The organism is Sphingomonas bacterium, from assembly GCF_028292945.1.
Classification (GTDB): Bacteria; Pseudomonadota; Alphaproteobacteria; order Sphingomonadales; family Sphingomonadaceae; genus Sphingomonas.
This window is the reverse complement of the sequence record NZ_JAQGLJ010000075.1, coordinates 1-16,994: the sequence shown is the minus strand read 5'-3', so window position 1 is coordinate 16,994 and position 16,994 is coordinate 1. Positions and strand designations below refer to the sequence as shown.

The 16,994-nt window shown below is 68.1% G+C and carries 19 protein-coding genes; 12 read left to right on the top strand and 7 right to left on the bottom strand.

Going from position 1 to position 16,994, the window contains the following annotated elements:
* The coding region (locus JWN21_RS09115; RefSeq protein WP_299648725.1) for a sigma-70 family RNA polymerase sigma factor at nucleotides 1-467 on the top strand (467 nt) is incomplete at its 5' end.
* Nucleotides 467-712, top strand: coding sequence for a glutaredoxin domain-containing protein (locus tag JWN21_RS09110; RefSeq protein ID WP_299648722.1), 246 nt, complete (start codon nucleotides 467-469; stop codon nucleotides 710-712). The genes JWN21_RS09115 and JWN21_RS09110, both read left to right, overlap by 1 nt.
* Before the next feature lie 26 nt (nucleotides 713-738).
* Here JWN21_RS09110 and JWN21_RS09105 read toward each other — a convergent pair whose 3' ends face one another.
* The 4 genes from JWN21_RS09105 to JWN21_RS09090 all read right to left on the bottom strand — a co-directional run bounded on the left by JWN21_RS09105 (nucleotide 739) and on the right by JWN21_RS09090 (nucleotide 3,739).
* Nucleotides 739-1,083, bottom strand: coding sequence for a tetratricopeptide repeat protein (locus JWN21_RS09105; RefSeq protein WP_299648719.1), 345 nt, complete (start codon nucleotides 1,081-1,083; stop codon nucleotides 739-741).
* A 76-nt stretch (nucleotides 1,084-1,159) separates the two neighbouring features.
* The gene (locus tag JWN21_RS13985; RefSeq protein ID WP_367182929.1) at nucleotides 1,160-1,459 is read right to left on the bottom strand and encodes a Smr/MutS family protein; all 300 of its coding nucleotides are present in this window, start codon (nucleotides 1,457-1,459) and stop codon (nucleotides 1,160-1,162) included.
* 307 nt (nucleotides 1,460-1,766) lie between these two features.
* Nucleotides 1,767-2,891 (bottom strand): murein transglycosylase A, encoded by a 1,125-nt coding sequence (locus tag JWN21_RS09095; RefSeq protein WP_299648731.1) that lies wholly within the window; start codon nucleotides 2,889-2,891, stop codon nucleotides 1,767-1,769.
* A 197-nt stretch (nucleotides 2,892-3,088) separates the two neighbouring features.
* The gene (locus tag JWN21_RS09090) at nucleotides 3,089-3,739 is read right to left on the bottom strand and encodes a Tim44/TimA family putative adaptor protein (RefSeq protein WP_299648713.1); all 651 of its coding nucleotides are present in this window, start codon (nucleotides 3,737-3,739) and stop codon (nucleotides 3,089-3,091) included.
* Between the two features lie 141 nt (nucleotides 3,740-3,880).
* On the opposite strand from JWN21_RS09090, the gene secB reads away from it, so the two are divergent.
* The 3 genes from secB (at nucleotide 3,881) to trpS (ending at nucleotide 7,136) form a co-directional block, all read left to right on the top strand.
* Nucleotides 3,881-4,387, top strand: a complete 507-nt coding sequence (secB, locus tag JWN21_RS09085) for a protein-export chaperone SecB (RefSeq protein WP_299648710.1) — start codon at nucleotides 3,881-3,883, stop codon at nucleotides 4,385-4,387.
* A gap of 168 nt (nucleotides 4,388-4,555) precedes the next feature.
* The gene (murJ, locus tag JWN21_RS09080; RefSeq protein WP_299648707.1) at nucleotides 4,556-6,127 is read left to right on the top strand and encodes a murein biosynthesis integral membrane protein MurJ; all 1,572 of its coding nucleotides are present in this window, start codon (nucleotides 4,556-4,558) and stop codon (nucleotides 6,125-6,127) included.
* A 4-nt stretch (nucleotides 6,128-6,131) separates the two neighbouring features.
* Nucleotides 6,132-7,136, top strand: a complete 1,005-nt coding sequence (gene trpS / locus JWN21_RS09075) for a tryptophan--tRNA ligase (RefSeq protein WP_299648704.1) — start codon at nucleotides 6,132-6,134, stop codon at nucleotides 7,134-7,136.
* Between the two features lies 1 nt (nucleotide 7,137).
* Here trpS and dnaA read toward each other — a convergent pair whose 3' ends face one another.
* From dnaA to mutM, 3 genes are all read right to left on the bottom strand, one after another.
* Nucleotides 7,138-8,487 carry a chromosomal replication initiator protein DnaA gene (gene dnaA, locus JWN21_RS09070; RefSeq protein WP_299648701.1) on the bottom strand — a complete coding sequence of 450 codons (1,350 nt, stop codon included), beginning with the start codon at nucleotides 8,485-8,487 and terminating at the stop codon, nucleotides 7,138-7,140.
* A 431-nt stretch (nucleotides 8,488-8,918) separates the two neighbouring features.
* Nucleotides 8,919-9,182 (bottom strand): 30S ribosomal protein S20, encoded by a 264-nt coding sequence (gene rpsT, locus JWN21_RS09065; protein WP_299648698.1) that lies wholly within the window; start codon nucleotides 9,180-9,182, stop codon nucleotides 8,919-8,921.
* 102 nt (nucleotides 9,183-9,284) lie between these two features.
* Entirely contained in the window at nucleotides 9,285-10,100 is an 816-nt protein-coding gene (mutM, locus tag JWN21_RS09060; RefSeq protein WP_299648695.1) for a bifunctional DNA-formamidopyrimidine glycosylase/DNA-(apurinic or apyrimidinic site) lyase, read from the bottom strand.
* A 171-nt stretch (nucleotides 10,101-10,271) separates the two neighbouring features.
* Here mutM and JWN21_RS09055 point away from each other — a divergent pair, with 171 nt between their 5' ends.
* From JWN21_RS09055 to JWN21_RS09025, 7 genes are all read left to right on the top strand, one after another.
* Nucleotides 10,272-11,003 carry a class I SAM-dependent methyltransferase gene (locus tag JWN21_RS09055; RefSeq protein ID WP_299648692.1) on the top strand — a complete coding sequence of 244 codons (732 nt, stop codon included), beginning with the start codon at nucleotides 10,272-10,274 and terminating at the stop codon, nucleotides 11,001-11,003.
* 148 nt (nucleotides 11,004-11,151) lie between these two features.
* Nucleotides 11,152-12,693: a 2-polyprenylphenol 6-hydroxylase gene (gene ubiB, locus JWN21_RS09050; protein ID WP_299648689.1), complete on the top strand. Its 1,542-nt coding sequence runs from the start codon at nucleotides 11,152-11,154 to the stop codon at nucleotides 12,691-12,693.
* A 142-nt stretch (nucleotides 12,694-12,835) separates the two neighbouring features.
* A complete protein-coding gene (locus JWN21_RS09045; protein WP_299648685.1) occupies nucleotides 12,836-13,942 on the top strand; it encodes a hypothetical protein in 1,107 nt (368 codons plus the stop codon).
* Nucleotides 13,939-15,219: a phosphopantothenate--cysteine ligase family flavoprotein gene (locus tag JWN21_RS09040; RefSeq protein ID WP_299648682.1), complete on the top strand. Its 1,281-nt coding sequence runs from the start codon at nucleotides 13,939-13,941 to the stop codon at nucleotides 15,217-15,219. The genes JWN21_RS09045 and JWN21_RS09040 overlap by 4 nt, the downstream gene beginning before the upstream one ends.
* A gap of 28 nt (nucleotides 15,220-15,247) precedes the next feature.
* Complete coding sequence (gene dut / locus JWN21_RS09035) at nucleotides 15,248-15,694, top strand: dUTP diphosphatase (RefSeq protein WP_299648679.1); 447 nt, start codon at nucleotides 15,248-15,250, stop codon at nucleotides 15,692-15,694.
* Nucleotides 15,691-16,446, top strand: a complete 756-nt coding sequence (locus tag JWN21_RS09030; protein ID WP_299648728.1) for a HesA/MoeB/ThiF family protein — start codon at nucleotides 15,691-15,693, stop codon at nucleotides 16,444-16,446. The genes dut and JWN21_RS09030 overlap by 4 nt, the downstream gene beginning before the upstream one ends.
* Nucleotides 16,428-16,856, top strand: a complete 429-nt coding sequence (locus JWN21_RS09025; protein ID WP_299648676.1) for a hypothetical protein — start codon at nucleotides 16,428-16,430, stop codon at nucleotides 16,854-16,856. Before JWN21_RS09030 ends, JWN21_RS09025 begins: the two co-directional genes overlap by 19 nt.
* Nucleotides 16,857-16,994: the final 138 nt, after the last annotated feature.

Here is a 16,994-nt window from a genome sequence, read left to right as displayed (position 1 = left end):
CGATCAACAAGCTGGTGCGGACCAGCCGCCAGTTCCTCCACGAGCAGGGCCGCGAGCCGACGCCCGAGGAGATGGCGGAACGCTTGAGCATGCCGCTCGAGAAGGTTCGCAAGGTGATGAAGATCGCGAAGGAGCCGATCAGCCTCGAGACGCCGATCGGCGACGAGGAGGACAGCCACCTCGGCGACTTCATCGAGGACAAGAATGCGATCATTCCCGTCGACGCTGCGATCCAGGCGAACCTCAAGGAAACCGTCACCCGCGTGCTGGCGTCACTGACGCCGCGCGAGGAGCGCGTGCTGCGGATGCGGTTCGGGATCGGCATGAACACCGATCACACGTTGGAGGAGGTCGGCCAGCAGTTCAGCGTGACCCGCGAGCGCATCCGTCAGATCGAAGCCAAGGCGCTCCGCAAGCTGAAACACCCCAGCCGCTCACGCAAGATGCGCTCGTTCCTGGATCAATGATGCCCAAGCAAGCCACTCTCTACCGCATGGTCCTGCCCGAGCACACCTGCCCATTCGGAATCCGCGCGAAGCAGATGCTGGAGCGAGCCGGATATGAGGTAGAAGAGCACGTGCTGCGGACGCGCGAAGAGGTCGACGCCTTCCAGGCGGAGCAGGGCGTGACGACGACCCCGCAGGTGTTCATCAACGGCGAGCGGGTCGGCGGCAGCGACGCGCTGGAGACGTTTCTAGCGCGTAAATCCTGACCGTACGCGCTCGGGCCGGGCTGGCGTCAGCGCGAGGCGAATTCGGTGATGCGAGCCAATCCGGTATTGGCCAGATCCCGTGATGACGCGACATCGCCGCTGGGCAGGTCGAGCATGACGACAGGGCGGCGCAGCACCAGGTGATACAAAGCGCGCGCATCGGCGCTGCGCCCAGTCCGGCGATAGGCGGCGGCCAGATTGAGCATCAGCTCCGGTCGTTGCGGATGGATGCGCCGTTCCGCTTCCAGTCTCTGCACCGCAGTACGGAAATCCCCGGCAGCGATCGCTCGATACCCGTTCCGGTCGGTCGCTACGGCGGCACTGCTCGCGATCAATGCCGCCGAAAAGCCAAGGTAGTTGCGCACCTTCACCCTCCACATGACGAATATGTGACAGCAGAGTGACACTTGCGTGACCCGGCTGCAAGGCGAAAAGCCCTGACGCGTCTCAGGCCTTTTTGCGCAGCACGATGTACAGCGCGCCGGCCCCACCATGGCGCGGATGCGCACCTCGCACCGCCGCGATGCGGTCGGCGAAGCGCGACGCAGCCAGCCAGTCCGCCACCGCCGCGCGGATCGCGCCACGCGTATGGGGTCGCTCGCTTTCGGGTCGCGGCGGCTTGCCGGTGACGAGCAGCAACAGGCGGTCGCCACGCGCCAGTGCGCGGTCCAGCCCCTGATCCAGCAAGGCATGAGCCGACCCCAGCGTGTGGCCGTGCAGGTCCAGCGTCACGTCCGGCGACATCATGCCACGCGACAGGCGCCGATCCCACGATCCGTCCAGCGTGTTGTTCGGCTCCCGTTCGCGGGATGGGCCAGCTAAACCCCCCTCCCGCTTGCGGGAGGGGCTGCTCAGACTCGTTTCCCGGTTGCGGGAGGGAATGTCACCAGGCCTACCGCTCGCTGACAGCTCCTCCCCTGGGCCGTCCCGCAAACGGGAGGGGAACCCCGCAGGCGGCGAGGTGACAGCCCCTCCCCTGGGCTCTCCTGCAAGCGGGAGGGGAACACGGAGCGGCCGCACGCTGGCCATCACCCGAGCCCAGGCGTGCGCCTCGTCAGCGTCGAGGCGTCGTTGCACCACCTGCTGCTGCCCCCGCATTCAATCTCGCCAGAGTCCCGACCGGCAGCAGCAGCCACGCGGTTCCGCGCGCGGACATGCCGCCGGCGATGGCCTCCGCCGGCGCGCCCGCGCCCCAGAAGGTGTCGAAGCGGTTGGCACCCTTGATCGCGCCGCCCGTGTCCTGCGCCACCCACAGCGACGACGCGTCCTGCCGGTCCATCGAGAGGAAGACCGGCGCGCCCAGCGGCACGAACTTCGGGTCGGTAGCCGCAGTGACGGCGCCCGTCACCTCATAGCCCATCGCGCCAACCGCGCCGCCGGACAGCTCGCGGAAGAACACATAGCTGCGGTTCTCGCGCATGATCGCTGCGCCCTCTTCGGGCCGCTCGTGCAGATAGCGGACGATCCCCTGCATCGACGCCTGGCCGGGCGCGAGCAGCCCGCGATCACGCATCAGCTTGCCGATCCCGGTATAATCGCGCCCGTTCTGCGTGTCGTAACCGATCCGCATCAGCCCGCCATCGGGCAGGCGCAGATTGCCCGAACCCTGGATCTGCAGGAAGAACAGCGCCACCGGGTCCGCCGCCCAGGCCAGCACGCGCGCCTTGTTGGCCAGCGCGCCGCCCTCGATCGCGGTGCGATCATGATACTGGACGAAGTTGGTGCCCTCGACGCGCCCGCGGATCTTCTTGCCCTTCAGATCGGCGGAGAACTGACCCAGATCGACATCGATCAGATCGCTGGGACGGGCATAGATCGGCACATCATAGCCGCTGCGCCGATCGCGCGAGGCGGCGATCTCGGGAATATAGTATCCGGTCGCGAATGCCTTGCCGTCACCGACCTGCACCGCCTCGAACTGCTGCTGGAAAAACGCCAGCGCCGGCCCGCCTGCCCCCCCATTCACCTGGCGCGCCGCATCGCACGCCGCGCGCCAGTCCTCGCGGCGCGTGAGCCCTGACACGTCGTCGCGGCGCAGCAGACCGGGGCAGGACTGGCGGAACGAGGCCAGCGCCGCGGCCGCCTGTTGTTCGCCGATCGGCAGCGATGCGATCGGAGGCCCCGCGACCAGCCCCGCCGTCGCGGCGGTCGTCGCGCCTGCTACCGCCAGGGCGGGCATCGGCGCGAGCGGGACGGCAGGTACGATACGCGCCACGGGTGCGGGCGACGCCAGCCCCGGCAACGCACGCGGCGGCTGATAGGTCACGCGCGGAGCAGGAGCGGCACCTACGGCTGGGGGAACGACACGTCCGCCACAGGCGGCAAGGGCCAGCGACAGCGACGCTGCCACTATCGCCCGCGACAGGCCCAACACCTTCACGCTTCGTCGGTGTCGACGAGTTTCCAGTTGGGATCGCTGCTCTTCAGCGTCCGCGCGAAGGTCCAGACGTCGTTTGTCTCGACCGCATCGGTCAGCGTGCCCGCGATCACCGCGCCCTCCGCGTCGCGGGTCACCGCGGCGATGTCCGCGTCGAACCGCACGGTCAAACGCGCCTCGCGGCCCTCGACCGAGCTGTCGACGATGGTGGCGCGGTCGATCCGTACCAGCCGATTTTCGAGCGTCTCGCCAGCCTCTCGCCGCGCGGCGATCGCGGCGGCGAAGGCGTCACGCACCGTCGGCGAACACAGCTCGGCCAGCGTCTCCTCGTCGCCTTTCCAATAAGCCTCCAGGATCATCCGGTACGCCGCCTGCGATCCTTCGACGAACCGCCCGACGTCGAAGCCGGGTTCCACCGCGACCAGCGCGCGCAGGCCCTGTTCGGCGCCCGGCTCGATCGGCTTGGGGCCGGTCTCACGCGGCTCTGCCGTCGCTTCCACCGCGCGGGGAAAGGTCAACGGCACGACGCGATCGTCGGCCGCGCGCGCGAGCGGCCGCCCTTCATTGCCGGTGCGCTTGCCCAGCACGCTGTACAGCCGCAACGCCAGAAAAGCCGCGACCATGGCGAGCACGATGATATAAACCGTCATAGGGTCACCACATAAGGCAAGCGCGCACGGTTTCAAACCCGCGGCCGTTGAAAGGTTGCGGACGGGTTGCTAGGCGCGGGCGCTTTCCCGGTCGAGCCGCGCGAACGGCGCGCCCGATCGCACCCGCAAAGGACGCAGCATATGGCAGACGAAGGCTTCTCCACGGACGGACAGCCGCTCCCCAACGGGGCGGACACCGCGCCTGCCGCCGGCATGATCTCGCAATATGTGAAAGACCTGTCGTTCGAGAACCCCAATGCTCCGGCCATCTTCCAGTCGCAGGAGCCGCCCGCGATCGATGTTCAGTTCAACATCGGCTCCGGCCAGGTCGGCGAAGAGGTTCACGAGGTGACGCTCAAGATTGATGCGAAGGCAGAGGTCAACGGCCAGGTCGCCTTCATCGTCGATCTGACCTATGCGGGGCTGTTCGGGTTTCGCAATGTGCCGGCCGATCAGATCCAGCCGTTCCTCCTCGGCGAGGCACCGCGGCTGCTGTTCCCCTTCGCGCGCCGCGTGCTCGCCGACGCAGTCCGCGACGGCGGCTTCCCGCCGCTGCTGCTGGAGCCGATCGATTTCGGTCAGCTGTATCTGCAGCAGCAGGCCGCGCAGGGCGAAGGCGGCGAGCAGGGCACGATCGGAACGGCGTGACCTAGCTCCTCCCCGTTACGGGGAGGTGGTGCGCCGAAGGCGTGACGGAGGGGGATCTCGACGCATGGCCCCCCCTCGGCCCGCCCCCTCCACCACTCGGCTGCGCCGAGCGCTCCCCCTCGCCGTCCCGGGGAGGCTTTGCTAGGCCGTCACCATGAGTTCTTGTCCTTGAACCTCACCCGCGCGCTCGGCTCGGTCGGCGGGCTCACCCTCGCCAGCCGGGTGCTCGGCCTCGTCCGCGATTCGCTGTTCGCACGCTTCGTCGGCGCGGGGTTCGCATCCGACGCGTTCCTGATCGCGTTCAAGCTCCCCAACATGTTCCGCGCGCTGTTCGCCGAAGGCGCGTTCGCGGCGGTGTTCGTGCCGATGTTCAACCACAAGGTCGCGGCAAGGGATGGGCGTGGTCTGCCCGACGGCCTGCGCTTCGCCGAGGACGCGCTGTCGGTGCTGCTGCCGGTGCTCGTCGTGCTGCTTGCGGTACTTCAGCTTGCCGCCTGGCCGCTGACCTGGGCATTGTCGGGCGGGTTCAACGACATCGGCGAGGCGGAGTTCGCCTTTGCGGTCATGCTGTCGCGGCTGACCCTGCCCTATCTGCTGTTCATCAGCCTGGTGTCGCTGCTCGGCGGCATCCTCAATTCCATGAACCGGTTCTGGGTCAATGCCGCGGCACCCATCCTGCTCAACCTGACGCTGATCGCGGCGCTGGTTCTATTCCACGCCGAGGTCCCGCTGCTCACCGTCCGCAATCAGGCGATCGCGGTCACCGTCGCCGGCGCGCTGCAGCTGGCGTGGCTGTGGTGGGCGTGCCGCCGCGCAGGCGTGTCGCTCAGGCTGCGTCGGCCGCAGCTGAACCCCGACGTAAAGCGACTGCTCAAGCTGGTCTGGCCGGCGGCGCTCGGATCAAGCGCGGTGCAGGTGAACCTGGTCGTCTCGACCGCGCTCGCCGCGACGTTGCTGCCCTCCGGGTCGGTCAGCTACCTGTATTTCGCTGACCGGCTGAACCAGTTGCCGCTCGGCCTGATCGGCATCGGGCTAGGCACCGTGTTGCTGCCGACCATCTCGCGTCAACTTGGCGGCGGCGACGAAGTGGGCGCGATGGAGACGCAGAACCGCGGAGTGGAATTGGCGTTGCTGCTGACGCTGCCTGCAACCGTGGCGCTGATCGTGTGCGGCATGCCGATCGTCGCGGCGTTGCTTCAGGGCGGCCGCTTCGATGCCGAGGATGCGATCACGACGGCACAGGTGCTCGCCGCTTTCTCGATCGGCCTGCCCAGCTACATCCTCGTGAAAGTACTGACGCCTGGCTTCTATGCTCGGTCCGACACGCGCACCCCGGTGCGGTTCGGGTTGATCGCGATGCTGGTGAACCTCGTCGGCAATCTCCTGCTTATTCCTTCCATTGGTGTGCTGGGTCCGCCGCTCGCCACCGCGCTCGCCTCGACGGTCAATGTGGTGTTGCTCTACGCAACGCTGCGCAAACGGGGGCACCTGGTGCTCGATGCCCAGCTGAAACGCCGCATCCCGCGTGCGGCGCTGGCAGCGGTGCTGATGGGTGTGGCGATGTGGTTCGGCAACGTGCTGTTCCAGCCGTTCGTCACCGGCACTTGGGTCGAGCGGTGGGGCGCCATGCTGGTGCTGGTCGGCTCGGGCATGCTGGTTTATGCGCTCGCCGTGCTCGCGACCGGCGCCTTCCGCCCCAGCGAGGTTCGACAGCTCCTCCGCCGCTCTCCCAAGGCCTGATCTCATGCGTGTCGTCTCCGGCATCCAGCCCACCGGCAATCTGCACCTGGGCAACTATCTGGGCGCGATCAGGCAATGGGTCGCCATGCAGGACGCGATCTCGCCCGGCGACGACTGCCTGTTCTTTCTTGCCGACCTGCACGCGCTGACGCAGCCGATCGCACCGGCGGAGCTGGGCGCGAACACGCTCGAAATGGCGGCGACGCTGATCGCCTGTGGCATCGACCCTGACCGCGCGATCCTCTTCAACCAGGCGCGCGTTCCCGAGCATTCCGAACTCGCCTGGCTGCTCGGCGGCACCGCGCGCGTCGGCTGGCTCAACCGCATGACGCAGTGGAAGGACAAGGGGGGCAAGAACCGCGAGGGTCAGTCCGTCGGGCTGTTCACCTACCCCGTGCTGCAGACCGCCGACGTCCTGCTGTACCGCGCGACGCATGTGCCCGTCGGCGACGACCAGAAACAGCATCTGGAGCTGGCGCGGGACATTGCGGCAAAGTTCAATGCAGACTTTGGCGTGGATCTATTCCCGCTTCCCGAGCCGTACATTTCAGCCGCGGCGCCCCGCATCATGAGCCTGCGGGACGGCACCGCGAAGATGTCGAAGTCCGATCCCTCGGACGCGAGCCGCATCAACCTGATCGATGATGACGACACGATCGTCCAGAAGCTGCGGCGCGCAAAGACCGATCCCGAGCCGCTGCCGGACGATCCCGCCGCTCTTGCAGGCCGGCCAGAGGCGCAGAACCTCGTCACGATCTTCGCGGCGCTCGCGGGGCAGACCGTCGCCGAGGTCTTGGCGGCGTTCGCGGGCAAGGGCTTCGGCCAGTTCAAACCCGCGCTTGCGGACCTGGCGGTGGCGGAGCTGTCGCCGATTCGTAAGCGGCTGACGCAGCTGCTGGAAGATCGCGCTCAGGTCGGTTCCGTTCTAGCCCGAGGCGCAGAGCGCGCGCGGCATCTCGCCGCGCCGACCCTGCTGGCGGCGCAGCGTGCGACGGGGCTGCAGGTCTGATCTAGCCTTCCAGCTCCCGCAACAGCACCCGTACCGCATTATCGACGTCCCTGTCGGTGTCACGCAGCTGGTCGATTCGGCGCACCGCATGGATCACGGTGGAGTGATCGCGCCCGCCGAACTTGCGACCGATTTCCGGCAGCGAGCGCGTCGTCAGCCGCTTGGCCAGATACATCGCGATCTGGCGCGGGCGGGCCACCGCCCGCGCGCGGCGCGCAGACACGAGATCGAGCGGCTTCAGCTCGAAATGCTGGCTTACCAGCTTCTGGATCTCGTCGATCGTGACTCGGCGCTGGCTGCCGCGCAGCGACTCGCCCAACGTCGCGACCGCGAAGTCGAGCGTGATCCCCTCGCCGGTCAGCTGCGCATAGGCGGCGACGCGGTTCAGCGCGCCTTCGAGCTCGCGGATCGACCCGGTGATGCGACTCGCCAGCAGCTCCAGCACCTCCTGCGGCACGTCGGCCGGCACGTCGGCCAGCTTGCGGTCGAGGATCGCGCGGCGCAGCGACAGGTCGGGCGCCTTGATGTCCGCGACCAGCCCGACACCCAGTCGCGACAGGATACGCGCCTCCACGCCATCCAGCGCCTGAGGGCAGCGGTCGGCGGAGATCACCAGCCGCTTGCCCGCCGCCATGATCTCGTTGATCGTGTGGAAGAACTCCTCCTGCGTTGAATCCTTGCCGGCGATGAACTGCAGGTCGTCGATCATGAGGAGATCGGCGGCCCGCAGCCGCTGCTTGAACGACAGGGTATCGCGCGCGCGCACCGCCGACACGAAGTCGAACATGAACCGCTCGGCCGACATGAACAACACGCTGGCGTCCGGCTGTGCGGCCAGAAAGGCGTGGCCGATCGCATGCATCAGGTGGGTCTTGCCCAGCCCGGTGGTCGAATGGATGAACAGCGGCGAGAACCGAGGCGTGCCGGGTTCGGCCAGCGCGCGGGCGGCGTTGACCGCGACCTTGTTCGACGGCGCGACAACGAAGCGATCGAAGCACAGGCGTTCATCGAGCGCCGGGCGTGGCTGAATGGGCTTGACGGGCTCGGCAGATGTCGGCTCGGCGGTCAGCACCACCGATGCCGATCCGGTCACCCGCGTCTCGATGCTGACGGCGCGGATGCTCGGCAGCAGGTTGCGGAACTCCAGCAGCAGCCGGTCGGCATAATGGCTGCGCACCCAGTCCGCCATGAACTGCGACGGCAGCGCCAGGCGGATGGCAGTGCCATCCCCGCCGGCGACCAACTCCACGGGCTTCAGCCACTGGTCGAACAGGCGCGCGCCTGCCGACTCGCGCAGCGACGCACGGATACGTTGCCAGGCACGTTCCACCTCGTTGGCTGATCCGGTCATCGTCCCTCGTTGCCCGTGACCCACGCACACCTCTCCCGTGCCCGCGCGCTACATCCGCACGGGCCAATGTCTCAGAATGACGACGAAAGTCCTCCGCGACCCCCCGGCCGTTCGGTACTCGCCCCGATGCTTAGTGGCCGGCGCGATCGGCGCCGACGACGATGGTTATGAGAGGCGTAACGGGAGTCGGGCAAGCCCCGGCCGCCTCACTTTTCCGAAATAAAGCCGTTGACTCGATCCCGGCGACGGAAAACCGTCAAACTATCTTACAACCCACTGGATCTACTCGATAGTTGTGCAAATCAGCTGCTGGCCGGTGCGCGAATCGCGGCGAGTCCTGCCTTTCTCCTTCTGTTCCGGCAGGCGCAGCAAAAAGCCCGCCGGACCTGCGTCCGACGGGCTCATGAAATCCCTGAAAGGCTGCGGCCGGATCAGGCCAGCCCGGAGACCCGCTTGGTCAGGCGCGCGAACTTGCGGCTCGCGGTGTTGCGGTGAAGCACGCCCTTCGCGACGCCACGCGCCAGCTCGGGCTGCGCCTGCTGCAACGCCTCGGCGGCGCTGGTCTTGTCGCCGGAGGCAAGTGCGGCCTCCACCTTCTTGATGAAGGTGCGAATACGACCGACACGCGCGCCATTCACTTCAGCGCGGGCCTGGTTGCGACGGATACGCTTCTTGGCTTGCGGCGTGTTCGCCATTGAGTTCGACCTTCGTACATATGAGTTCGGGGCGCGAAAGGATGCCCTTCCCCGCTCGTGCAGGGCGCGCCCTAACCGCCTCTGGGCGGCGGGTCAACCGCGCTACCCCCGCTGACAGGCGGGGCACCAGAAGGTCGAGCGTCCTCCTTCGGTCCGTCGGCGCACGGGCACGCCGCACGCACAGTCCTGATCCTCGCGTCCATAGACGAGGAACTGCTTGGAGAAATAGCCCAGCGCGCCATCGGGATGCGCGAAGTCGCGCAAGCTCGAGCCCCCCGCCGCGATGGCATCGAGCAGCACCGCCTTGATCGCGTCGACGAGCCGCTCCAGGCGCGGCAGGCCGATCCGCCCGGCCTGTCGCCCCGGCGCGATCCGCGCGCGGTGCAGCGCCTCGCAGACATAGATGTTGCCCAGTCCGGCGACGATTCGCTGGTCCAGCAGCATCGCCTTGATCGGTGCGCGACGACCCGCAAGCGCGGCGCGCAGATGGCCGCCCGTCAGCGCCGCGCCCAGAGGTTCCGGTCCCATCGCCATGAATGGCGGGTATGCCGTCAGGTCAGCAGTCGACCACAGGTCGACAAAGCCGAACCGGCGTGGGTCGTTCAACGCCAGCCGACGCCCGGCATCGGTCTCGATCAGCAGGTGATCGTGCGGCTCCACTTCGACCGGGTCGACGCGCCACCGACCCGACATGCCGAGGTGGAAGATCAGCGTGTCGCCGCGATCGGTAGCGATGGTTCCGTATTTCGCGCGTCGCCCGAGCGCGGTGACGGTCGCGCCGGTCAGCCGCTGGCGCAGATCGACGGGGATGGCCTTGCGCAGATCGGCGCGCCGCGGCTCCACCGATGCCAAGCGTTGGCCCAACAGCACTGGCGTCAGTCCGCGCACGGTAGTCTCGACTTCGGGCAGTTCGGGCATCTGCATCAAATAAGCGCGAGGAGCGCCTTTGCCAGCGCTCGGCGGCGTCGCTAGAGCAGGCGAACCACCCTTCCGTTCGTGTCGAGCGAAGTCGAGACACGCCGCATCACGGCCACGACCGGTAGGTTGCTCACCTGTCCCTCGACTTCGCTCGGGACGAACGGAAGTGCCGTGAACGATACCGTATCCTTCGGCTATCAGGACATCGCCCCCGCCGAGAAGACGGCGCGGGTCGGCGGCGTCTTCTCGTCGGTCGCCAGCCGCTATGACCTGATGAACGACGCGATGTCGGGCGGCATGCACCGGCTTTGGAAAGACCGCTTCGTCCGCCGGGTAAAGCCGCGTGCGGGCGAGCAGATGCTCGACATGGCAGGCGGCACGGGCGACATCGCCTTTCGCCTGGCGAGCGCCGGGGCAAGCGTCACGGTGGCGGACATCAACGCCGACATGCTTGCGGTGGGCATGGATCGCGCCCGAAAGCGCGCCGTCGAGGGTCTGATCTGGACGCAGGCCGACGCGGAGACGCTGAGCTTCCCCGACCGGAGCTTCGATGCATACACGATTGCGTTCGGCATCCGGAACGTGACCCGCATTCCCGCGGCGCTCGGTGAAGCCCATCGCGTGCTCAGGCGCGGCGGGCGTTTCTTCTGCCTGGAGTTCTCGACAACCCAGTGGCCCGGCTTCGCGGAGGTGTACGACGCCTATTCGCACAAGGTCGTGCCGCAACTGGGCAAGGCGCTGGCCGGTGACGCGGACAGCTATCGATATCTGATCGAGTCGATCCGCCGCTTTCCCACCATGCCCGCATTCGAGGCGATGATCCGTGCCGCCGGGTTTGAGCAGACACGCGTCGAACCTATCGCGGGTGGGCTGGTGGCGATCCATTCGGGCTGGAAGATATGAGGCAAGATCCTCCCTGGAGCTGGGAGGGGACCGCCGGGCGCAGCCCGGTGGTGGAAGGGGCTCTCGACAATGGTGACGCCCTTGCCCCCCGCCCCCTCCGTCAGCGCTCCGCGCTGCCACCTCCCCCTCCCGGGGAGAATTCAAGGTCGTGACCTCGCCCGTCACTCACGTCTGGCGCCTGCGTCGTTGGGCGCGGATACTCGCCAAGCACGGTGCATTACGCGGGATTGCGCGTGATCCGAACACACCTGCCCGGGTGCGTCACCTCATCTGGTTCTTCAGCATCGGCACGCGCCAGCCTGCGCAGCCACGCTATGCCGACGCATTCCAGGCGATCGGCCCCGCCGCGATCAAGCTCGGGCAGACGCTCGCCACGCGCCCCGACCTGGTCGGCGAGGCCGCCGCTCAGGATCTTTTGCGATTGCAGGACCAGCTGCCGGCCGTGCCGTTCGCGGTGATCCGTCAGGCGATCGAAACCAGCCTCGGCCGTCCGCTGTCGGCCGCCTTCCAGTCGATCGAGGAGGACCCCGTCGGCGCCGCTTCGATCGCGCAGGTTCATCGCGCTGTCACCACCGACGGACGCACCGTCGCGGTCAAGGTGCTGCGCCCGGGCGTCGAGGACGAGTTCGCGCGCGCCATCGACACCTATCAATGGGCCGCTGCGCAGCTGGAGGCGATGAGCATGGAGGCGCGCCGGCTGCGACCGCGTCTTACCATCGAGACGTTCAAGCGCTGGACGACGCGCGAGCTCAATTTCCAGCGCGAGGCGGCGTCCGCGTCCGAGCTGGCCGAGGCGATGACTGCGGAGCCGGACTTCGTCATCCCGGCGGTCGACTGGCAGCGCTCGAGCACAAAGGTGCTGACGGTCGAGTGGGTGGACGGCGTCAAGTTGACCGACCGCGCCGCGCTGGCCGCCGGCGGCTTCGACACGCCCAAGCTCGCGCGCACGCTGATCCACGCCTTTCTTCGCCAGGCGATTGCCGAAGGCTTCTTTCACGCCGATCTCCACCAGGGAAACCTGTTCGCGCTGTCCGGCGATCGCATCGCGGCGATCGACTTCGGCATCATGGGCCGCATCGATCGTCGCGCGCGGGTCTGGCTGGCAGAGATCCTGTATGGCCTCATCACCGGCAACTACGCGCGGGTGGCGGAGATCCATTTCGAGGCTGGCTACGTCCCTTCGCACCACAATGTCGCCGAGTTCGCCACCGCGCTGCGTGCCGTCGGCGAGCCGATGCGCGGGCTGGCGGTCAAGGACATGTCGATCGGCATGATGCTGGACGGTCTGTTCTCGATCACGCGCGACTTCGACATGGTGACGCAGCCGCACCTGCTACTGCTGCAAAAGACGATGGTGATGGTGGAAGGGGTCGCCACCGGGCTCGATCCCGACATCAACCTGTGGGAGACCGCCGCGCCGTTTGTGCGCGAGTGGATAAGGACCGAGCTTGGCCCGGAGGCCGCGCTGGCGGATCGGCTGATCCTGGATTTCCGCACGCTCGCCGGCCTGCCCGAACTCGTCCGCCGCATCGAGGCGCGCTACCCGGCGCCGGGCGGCGAGCCCCCCGCGCCACCGCTGGCGCAGATCGAGGTCGTGCGGCTGGGCGGCGGCTGGCGCTACGCCGCGACTGCCCTGCTGAGCGCGGCGGCGGCGGTCGGCGCAACGGTGGCGGTACTGGGGTGGTCATAAGCCACCGCGTCCGCTTTTCGCCCTTCCCCGGCGAAAGCCGGGGCCTAGCCTCTATGAAACGGTCGACGCGGCAGCATCGATCGGCGCTCTGCGTCGCAACCGGGGCCCGGCGTTCGCCGGGAAAGAAGTGAGGGCGAGCGCAATGCGCCGAGCGTTGCCGCCACTCTGGCTCGCCTTTCCGGGCCGCTACGCAAGCCTGGCACCGTCAACTGCCCGACTTGCCCTCGCGGCGCTCGCCCTGCTCATCCTCCTCAGCTGGACCGCCCTCTTCTCCGCCGACCCCACCGCCGCCAACCCCGCGCCCGGCGAGGGCGGCGACCTCCAGCTCTACGCCGGCATCGTCGAGGCGCTACGCCACGGCGGCAGCTACTACGCTACGACGGCAGAGGCTTTGCGCACCAACGACTACCCTCTTCGGCCCTTCGTCACCTTTCGCCTGCCGACGCTGGCGGTGGTGATGGCGAGCCTCCCCGAACGGTTGATTGCGGTCCTCCTCTACCTGCTCGCCGCCGGCACGACGCTGGCGTGGTTCACCCGCTTCACCGGTGCCATGCGGCGCCCGGTCGCGATCTGGTTCGCGACGATATTGCTCGCGGGCGGGTGTGTCGCCGCCTGGCAGAGTGACCTTGCACCGTTCCACGAGATCTGGGCCGGCCTGCTGATCGCGCTGTCGCTGGCGCGGTATCGTTCCGACCGCTGGCTGGAGACGGTCGGCTGGGGTCTCGCGGCAGCGCTGATCCGCGAGACGGCCGCGCTCTACCTCCTCGTCATGCTTGCTCTCGCCTGGCGTGACGGGGCGCGACGCGAGGCACTTGGCTGGGTCGCAGCGCTCGCCGCGCTCGCGCTGGTGATCGCGGCGCATGCCTGGGCGGTCTTGCAGGTGGTCGGGCCGCTCGATCCGGCGTCGCCCGGCTGGGCGGGCCTGCTCGGCCCCGGATTCGTGGTGCGCACCTGGCACGCATCGACGGCGCTCGTGCTGGTGCCGCTCGCCGTCGCCGGGCCGCTGATCGCGCTCGCCCTGGCGGGCTGGACCGCTTGGCGCGATCCGATCGCCACCCGCAGCGCCGTGACACTCGCCGCTTATGCGCTGCTGCTTGGCCTCGCAGGCCGCCTCGATACATTTTACTGGGGACTGCTGACGGCGCCGATCCTGCTCATAGGCTTGGCCTTCGTGCCCGATGGCTTGCGCGACCTGTTCGCCGCCGCGCTCGACACGCGGCGCATCGTCGTGCGACGGGTCGGCTCATGAAGCAGGTCCTGCTCATCGTCGGCGGCGGCATCGCGGCCTACAAGGCGTGCGAGCTCATCCGCCTGCTCCGCCGCGCCGGCCATGGCGTGCGCTGCGTGCTGACCGAGGGCGGCGCCCATTTCATTACGCCGATGACGCTGGCGGCGCTCAGCGAGGATCAGGTCTATACCTCGCTGTGGGACCTGAAGGACGAGGCCGAGATGGGCCATATTCAGCTCAGCCGCCAGGCCGACCTCCTTGTTGTCGCCCCCGCCACGGCCGACCTGCTGGCGAACATGGCGGCGGGCCGTGCGCACGATCTCGCCACCACCGTGCTGCTCGCGACGGATAAGCCGGTGCTGGTTGCGCCGGCCATGAACGTCCGCATGTGGCAGCATCCCGCGACGCGGCGCAGCGTCGCGCAACTCCGCGCCGATGGTTTGACGGTGCTGGAACCGGACGAAGGCGCGATGGCCTGCGGCGAATACGGCCCTGGTCGCCTCCCCGAACCCGCCGCTATCGCCGCTGCGATCGAGGCGGCGCTTCTCCCCTCCCGCTCGCGGGAGGCGCCGGGGGTGGGCCTGCCAGACCCACGAACGTCCCCACCCCTCACCCCTCCTGCAAGCAGGATGGGAACGCTCGCCGGCAAGCACGTCCTCGTCACCGCCGGTCCGACGCACGAGCCGATCGACCCCGTCCGCTATATCGCCAACCGCTCGTCGGGTCGCCAGGGCTTCGCGATCGCGGCAGCCGCAGCCGCAGCCGGCGCGCGCGTGACGCTGGTAGCCGGGCCGGTGTCGCTGGCCACGCCGCTGGGCGTGGATCGCGTCGACGTGGAGAGTGCGCGCGACATGGCCGCCGCCGTCGAGGCCGCGCTGCCCGCGGACGTGGCGATCATGGTCGCCGCCGTCGCCGACTGGCGTGTCGAGGCGGCGCCGCAGAAGGTCAAGAAGGGCCCAGAAGGATTTGGCGCGACGCCGACGCTCACCCTGGTCGAGAATCCCGACATCCTCGCCACCCTCGCCCATTCCCCGCAACGCCCACGATTGCTGATCGGCTTTGCCGCCGAGACCGAGCAGGTGATCGAACACGCGGTCGCCAAGCGCGCGCGCAAACGCTGCGATTGGCTCGTCGCCAACGACGTGTCGGGTGACGTGTTCGGCGGCGAGGCGAACACCGTTCACCTCATCACCGCCAACGGCGTGGAAAGCTGGGCGCGTCAGAGCAAGCTGGCGGTGGCACGAACCCTCATCGACCGGATTGGGTCAGTGATGCTGACCCACTCGGCCGATGCTTAGGGTGAACTTCCGTTGAACTTCGAACCTCATGACTGATCCGCTGCACCTCCGAATAAAGCGCCTTCCACACGGCGAAGGCCTCCCCGCACCCGCCTACGCCACGCCCGGCGCGGCGGGCATGGACGTCGTCGCGGCGGAAGATCTGGTGCTCGCCCCCGGCGCGCGTCACGCCGTCGCCACGGGCTTTGCGCTCGCCATCCCGAATGGCTACGAAGTGCAGGTCCGCCCCCGCTCCGGCCTTGCGCTCAAGCACGGCATCACCTGCCTCAACAGTCCCGGCACGATCGACAGCGACTATCGCGGCGAGGTGAAGGTCATCCTCGCCAATCTCGGTAGCGAACCGTTCCCGATCGCACGCGGCGACCGCATCGCGCAGTTGGTGCCTGCTGCCGTGACCCACGCCGAGCTGATCGAGGTCGCCGAGCTGGGCACCACGGCGCGCGGGAGCGGCGGGTTCGGCTCCACAGGCGTCTGATGCTCTCCGACGAGGAGCTCGATCGCTACGCGCGTCAGATCATCCTGAAGGAGATCGGCGGCGCGGGGCAGGCACGGTTGAAGGCCGCAACCGTTGCGGTGATCGGCGCCGGCGGGATCGGCTCGCCCGCTATCCAGTATCTGGCAGGTGCTGGAATTGGGCGATTGATCATCATCGATGATGACGCCGTCGACCTGTCCAACCTGCAACGTCAGACGCTGTTCGCGACCGCCGAGCAGGGTCACCCGAAGGCGACGGCCGCCATGCACGCGGCGCGGCGGCTCAACCCGCTGAGCAACATCGAGCCGCGCCAAGCCCGGTTGGATGCGAACAACGCCGCCACGCTGCTGAGCGGTGCGGACGTGATCGTCGACGGGTGCGATAATTTCGCTACCCGCCTCGCCGCCGCCGATGCTGCTCTCGCGCTGCGCATCCCGCTCGTTTCGGCCGCTGTCGGTCAGTTCGAGGGGCAGCTTGGCGTCTATCGCGGCTGGGAGGCAGACAAGCCCTGCTATCGCTGCTTCGTCGGGGATGCTCCCGGCGACGCCGAAGCGAGCTGCGCCGAAGCAGGCGTGCTCGGTCCCGTCACCGGTGTCCTTGGCAGCATGGCCGCTCTAGAGGCGATCCGCGCGATCGTGCCGTTCGGCGATGATCCGGCGGGGCGCCTGCTCCTTGTCGACCTCCTTTCGTGGCGCTTCCGCAGCGTCGCCCTGCCGATGGATCCTGACTGCCGATGTCGATCGTCACGCTGAACACCTGGGACATCGCCCCGCAGGCGGCCGGGTTCGATTGGATCTACTGGAAAAGCTGGCTTTCGCTGTACCTCAAGGTGCCGGACGACATGCTCCACGTTCAGGTCGGCCTCCTGTTGCTGACGGTCGCGGCACTCGCCTTGCGTCGGGCACCCTGGGACTGGCGGCCTTGGCTGGTCACACTGACGATCGAGAGCGCGAACGAGATTTTTGACGTGTTCCAGACCGCCTACAGCACCAGCGAAGGCAACTGGTCGTCGGCGTGGCATGACTTATGGCTCACCATGCTCTGGCCGACCGTGATCCTGCTGTGCTTCCCCTGGCTCAGCCGACGCGCCGCGAGACGCACCAAACCCCGAACGAGCGAACTCGACGTGACATCGCCGCCCCCGCCACCGGAGGATCTGTAAGCGGTCACGGTTCTGGACGGTTGTTCTGAGTCCAGGCTGCACCGCCGGATGCGATGACGCAGCCCTCGAAGCCGAAAACCAGCGACAGACCGCGCCTCATCTCCGTTAGGCAGTGCCCGGCGCGAGCAGCGCACGGGC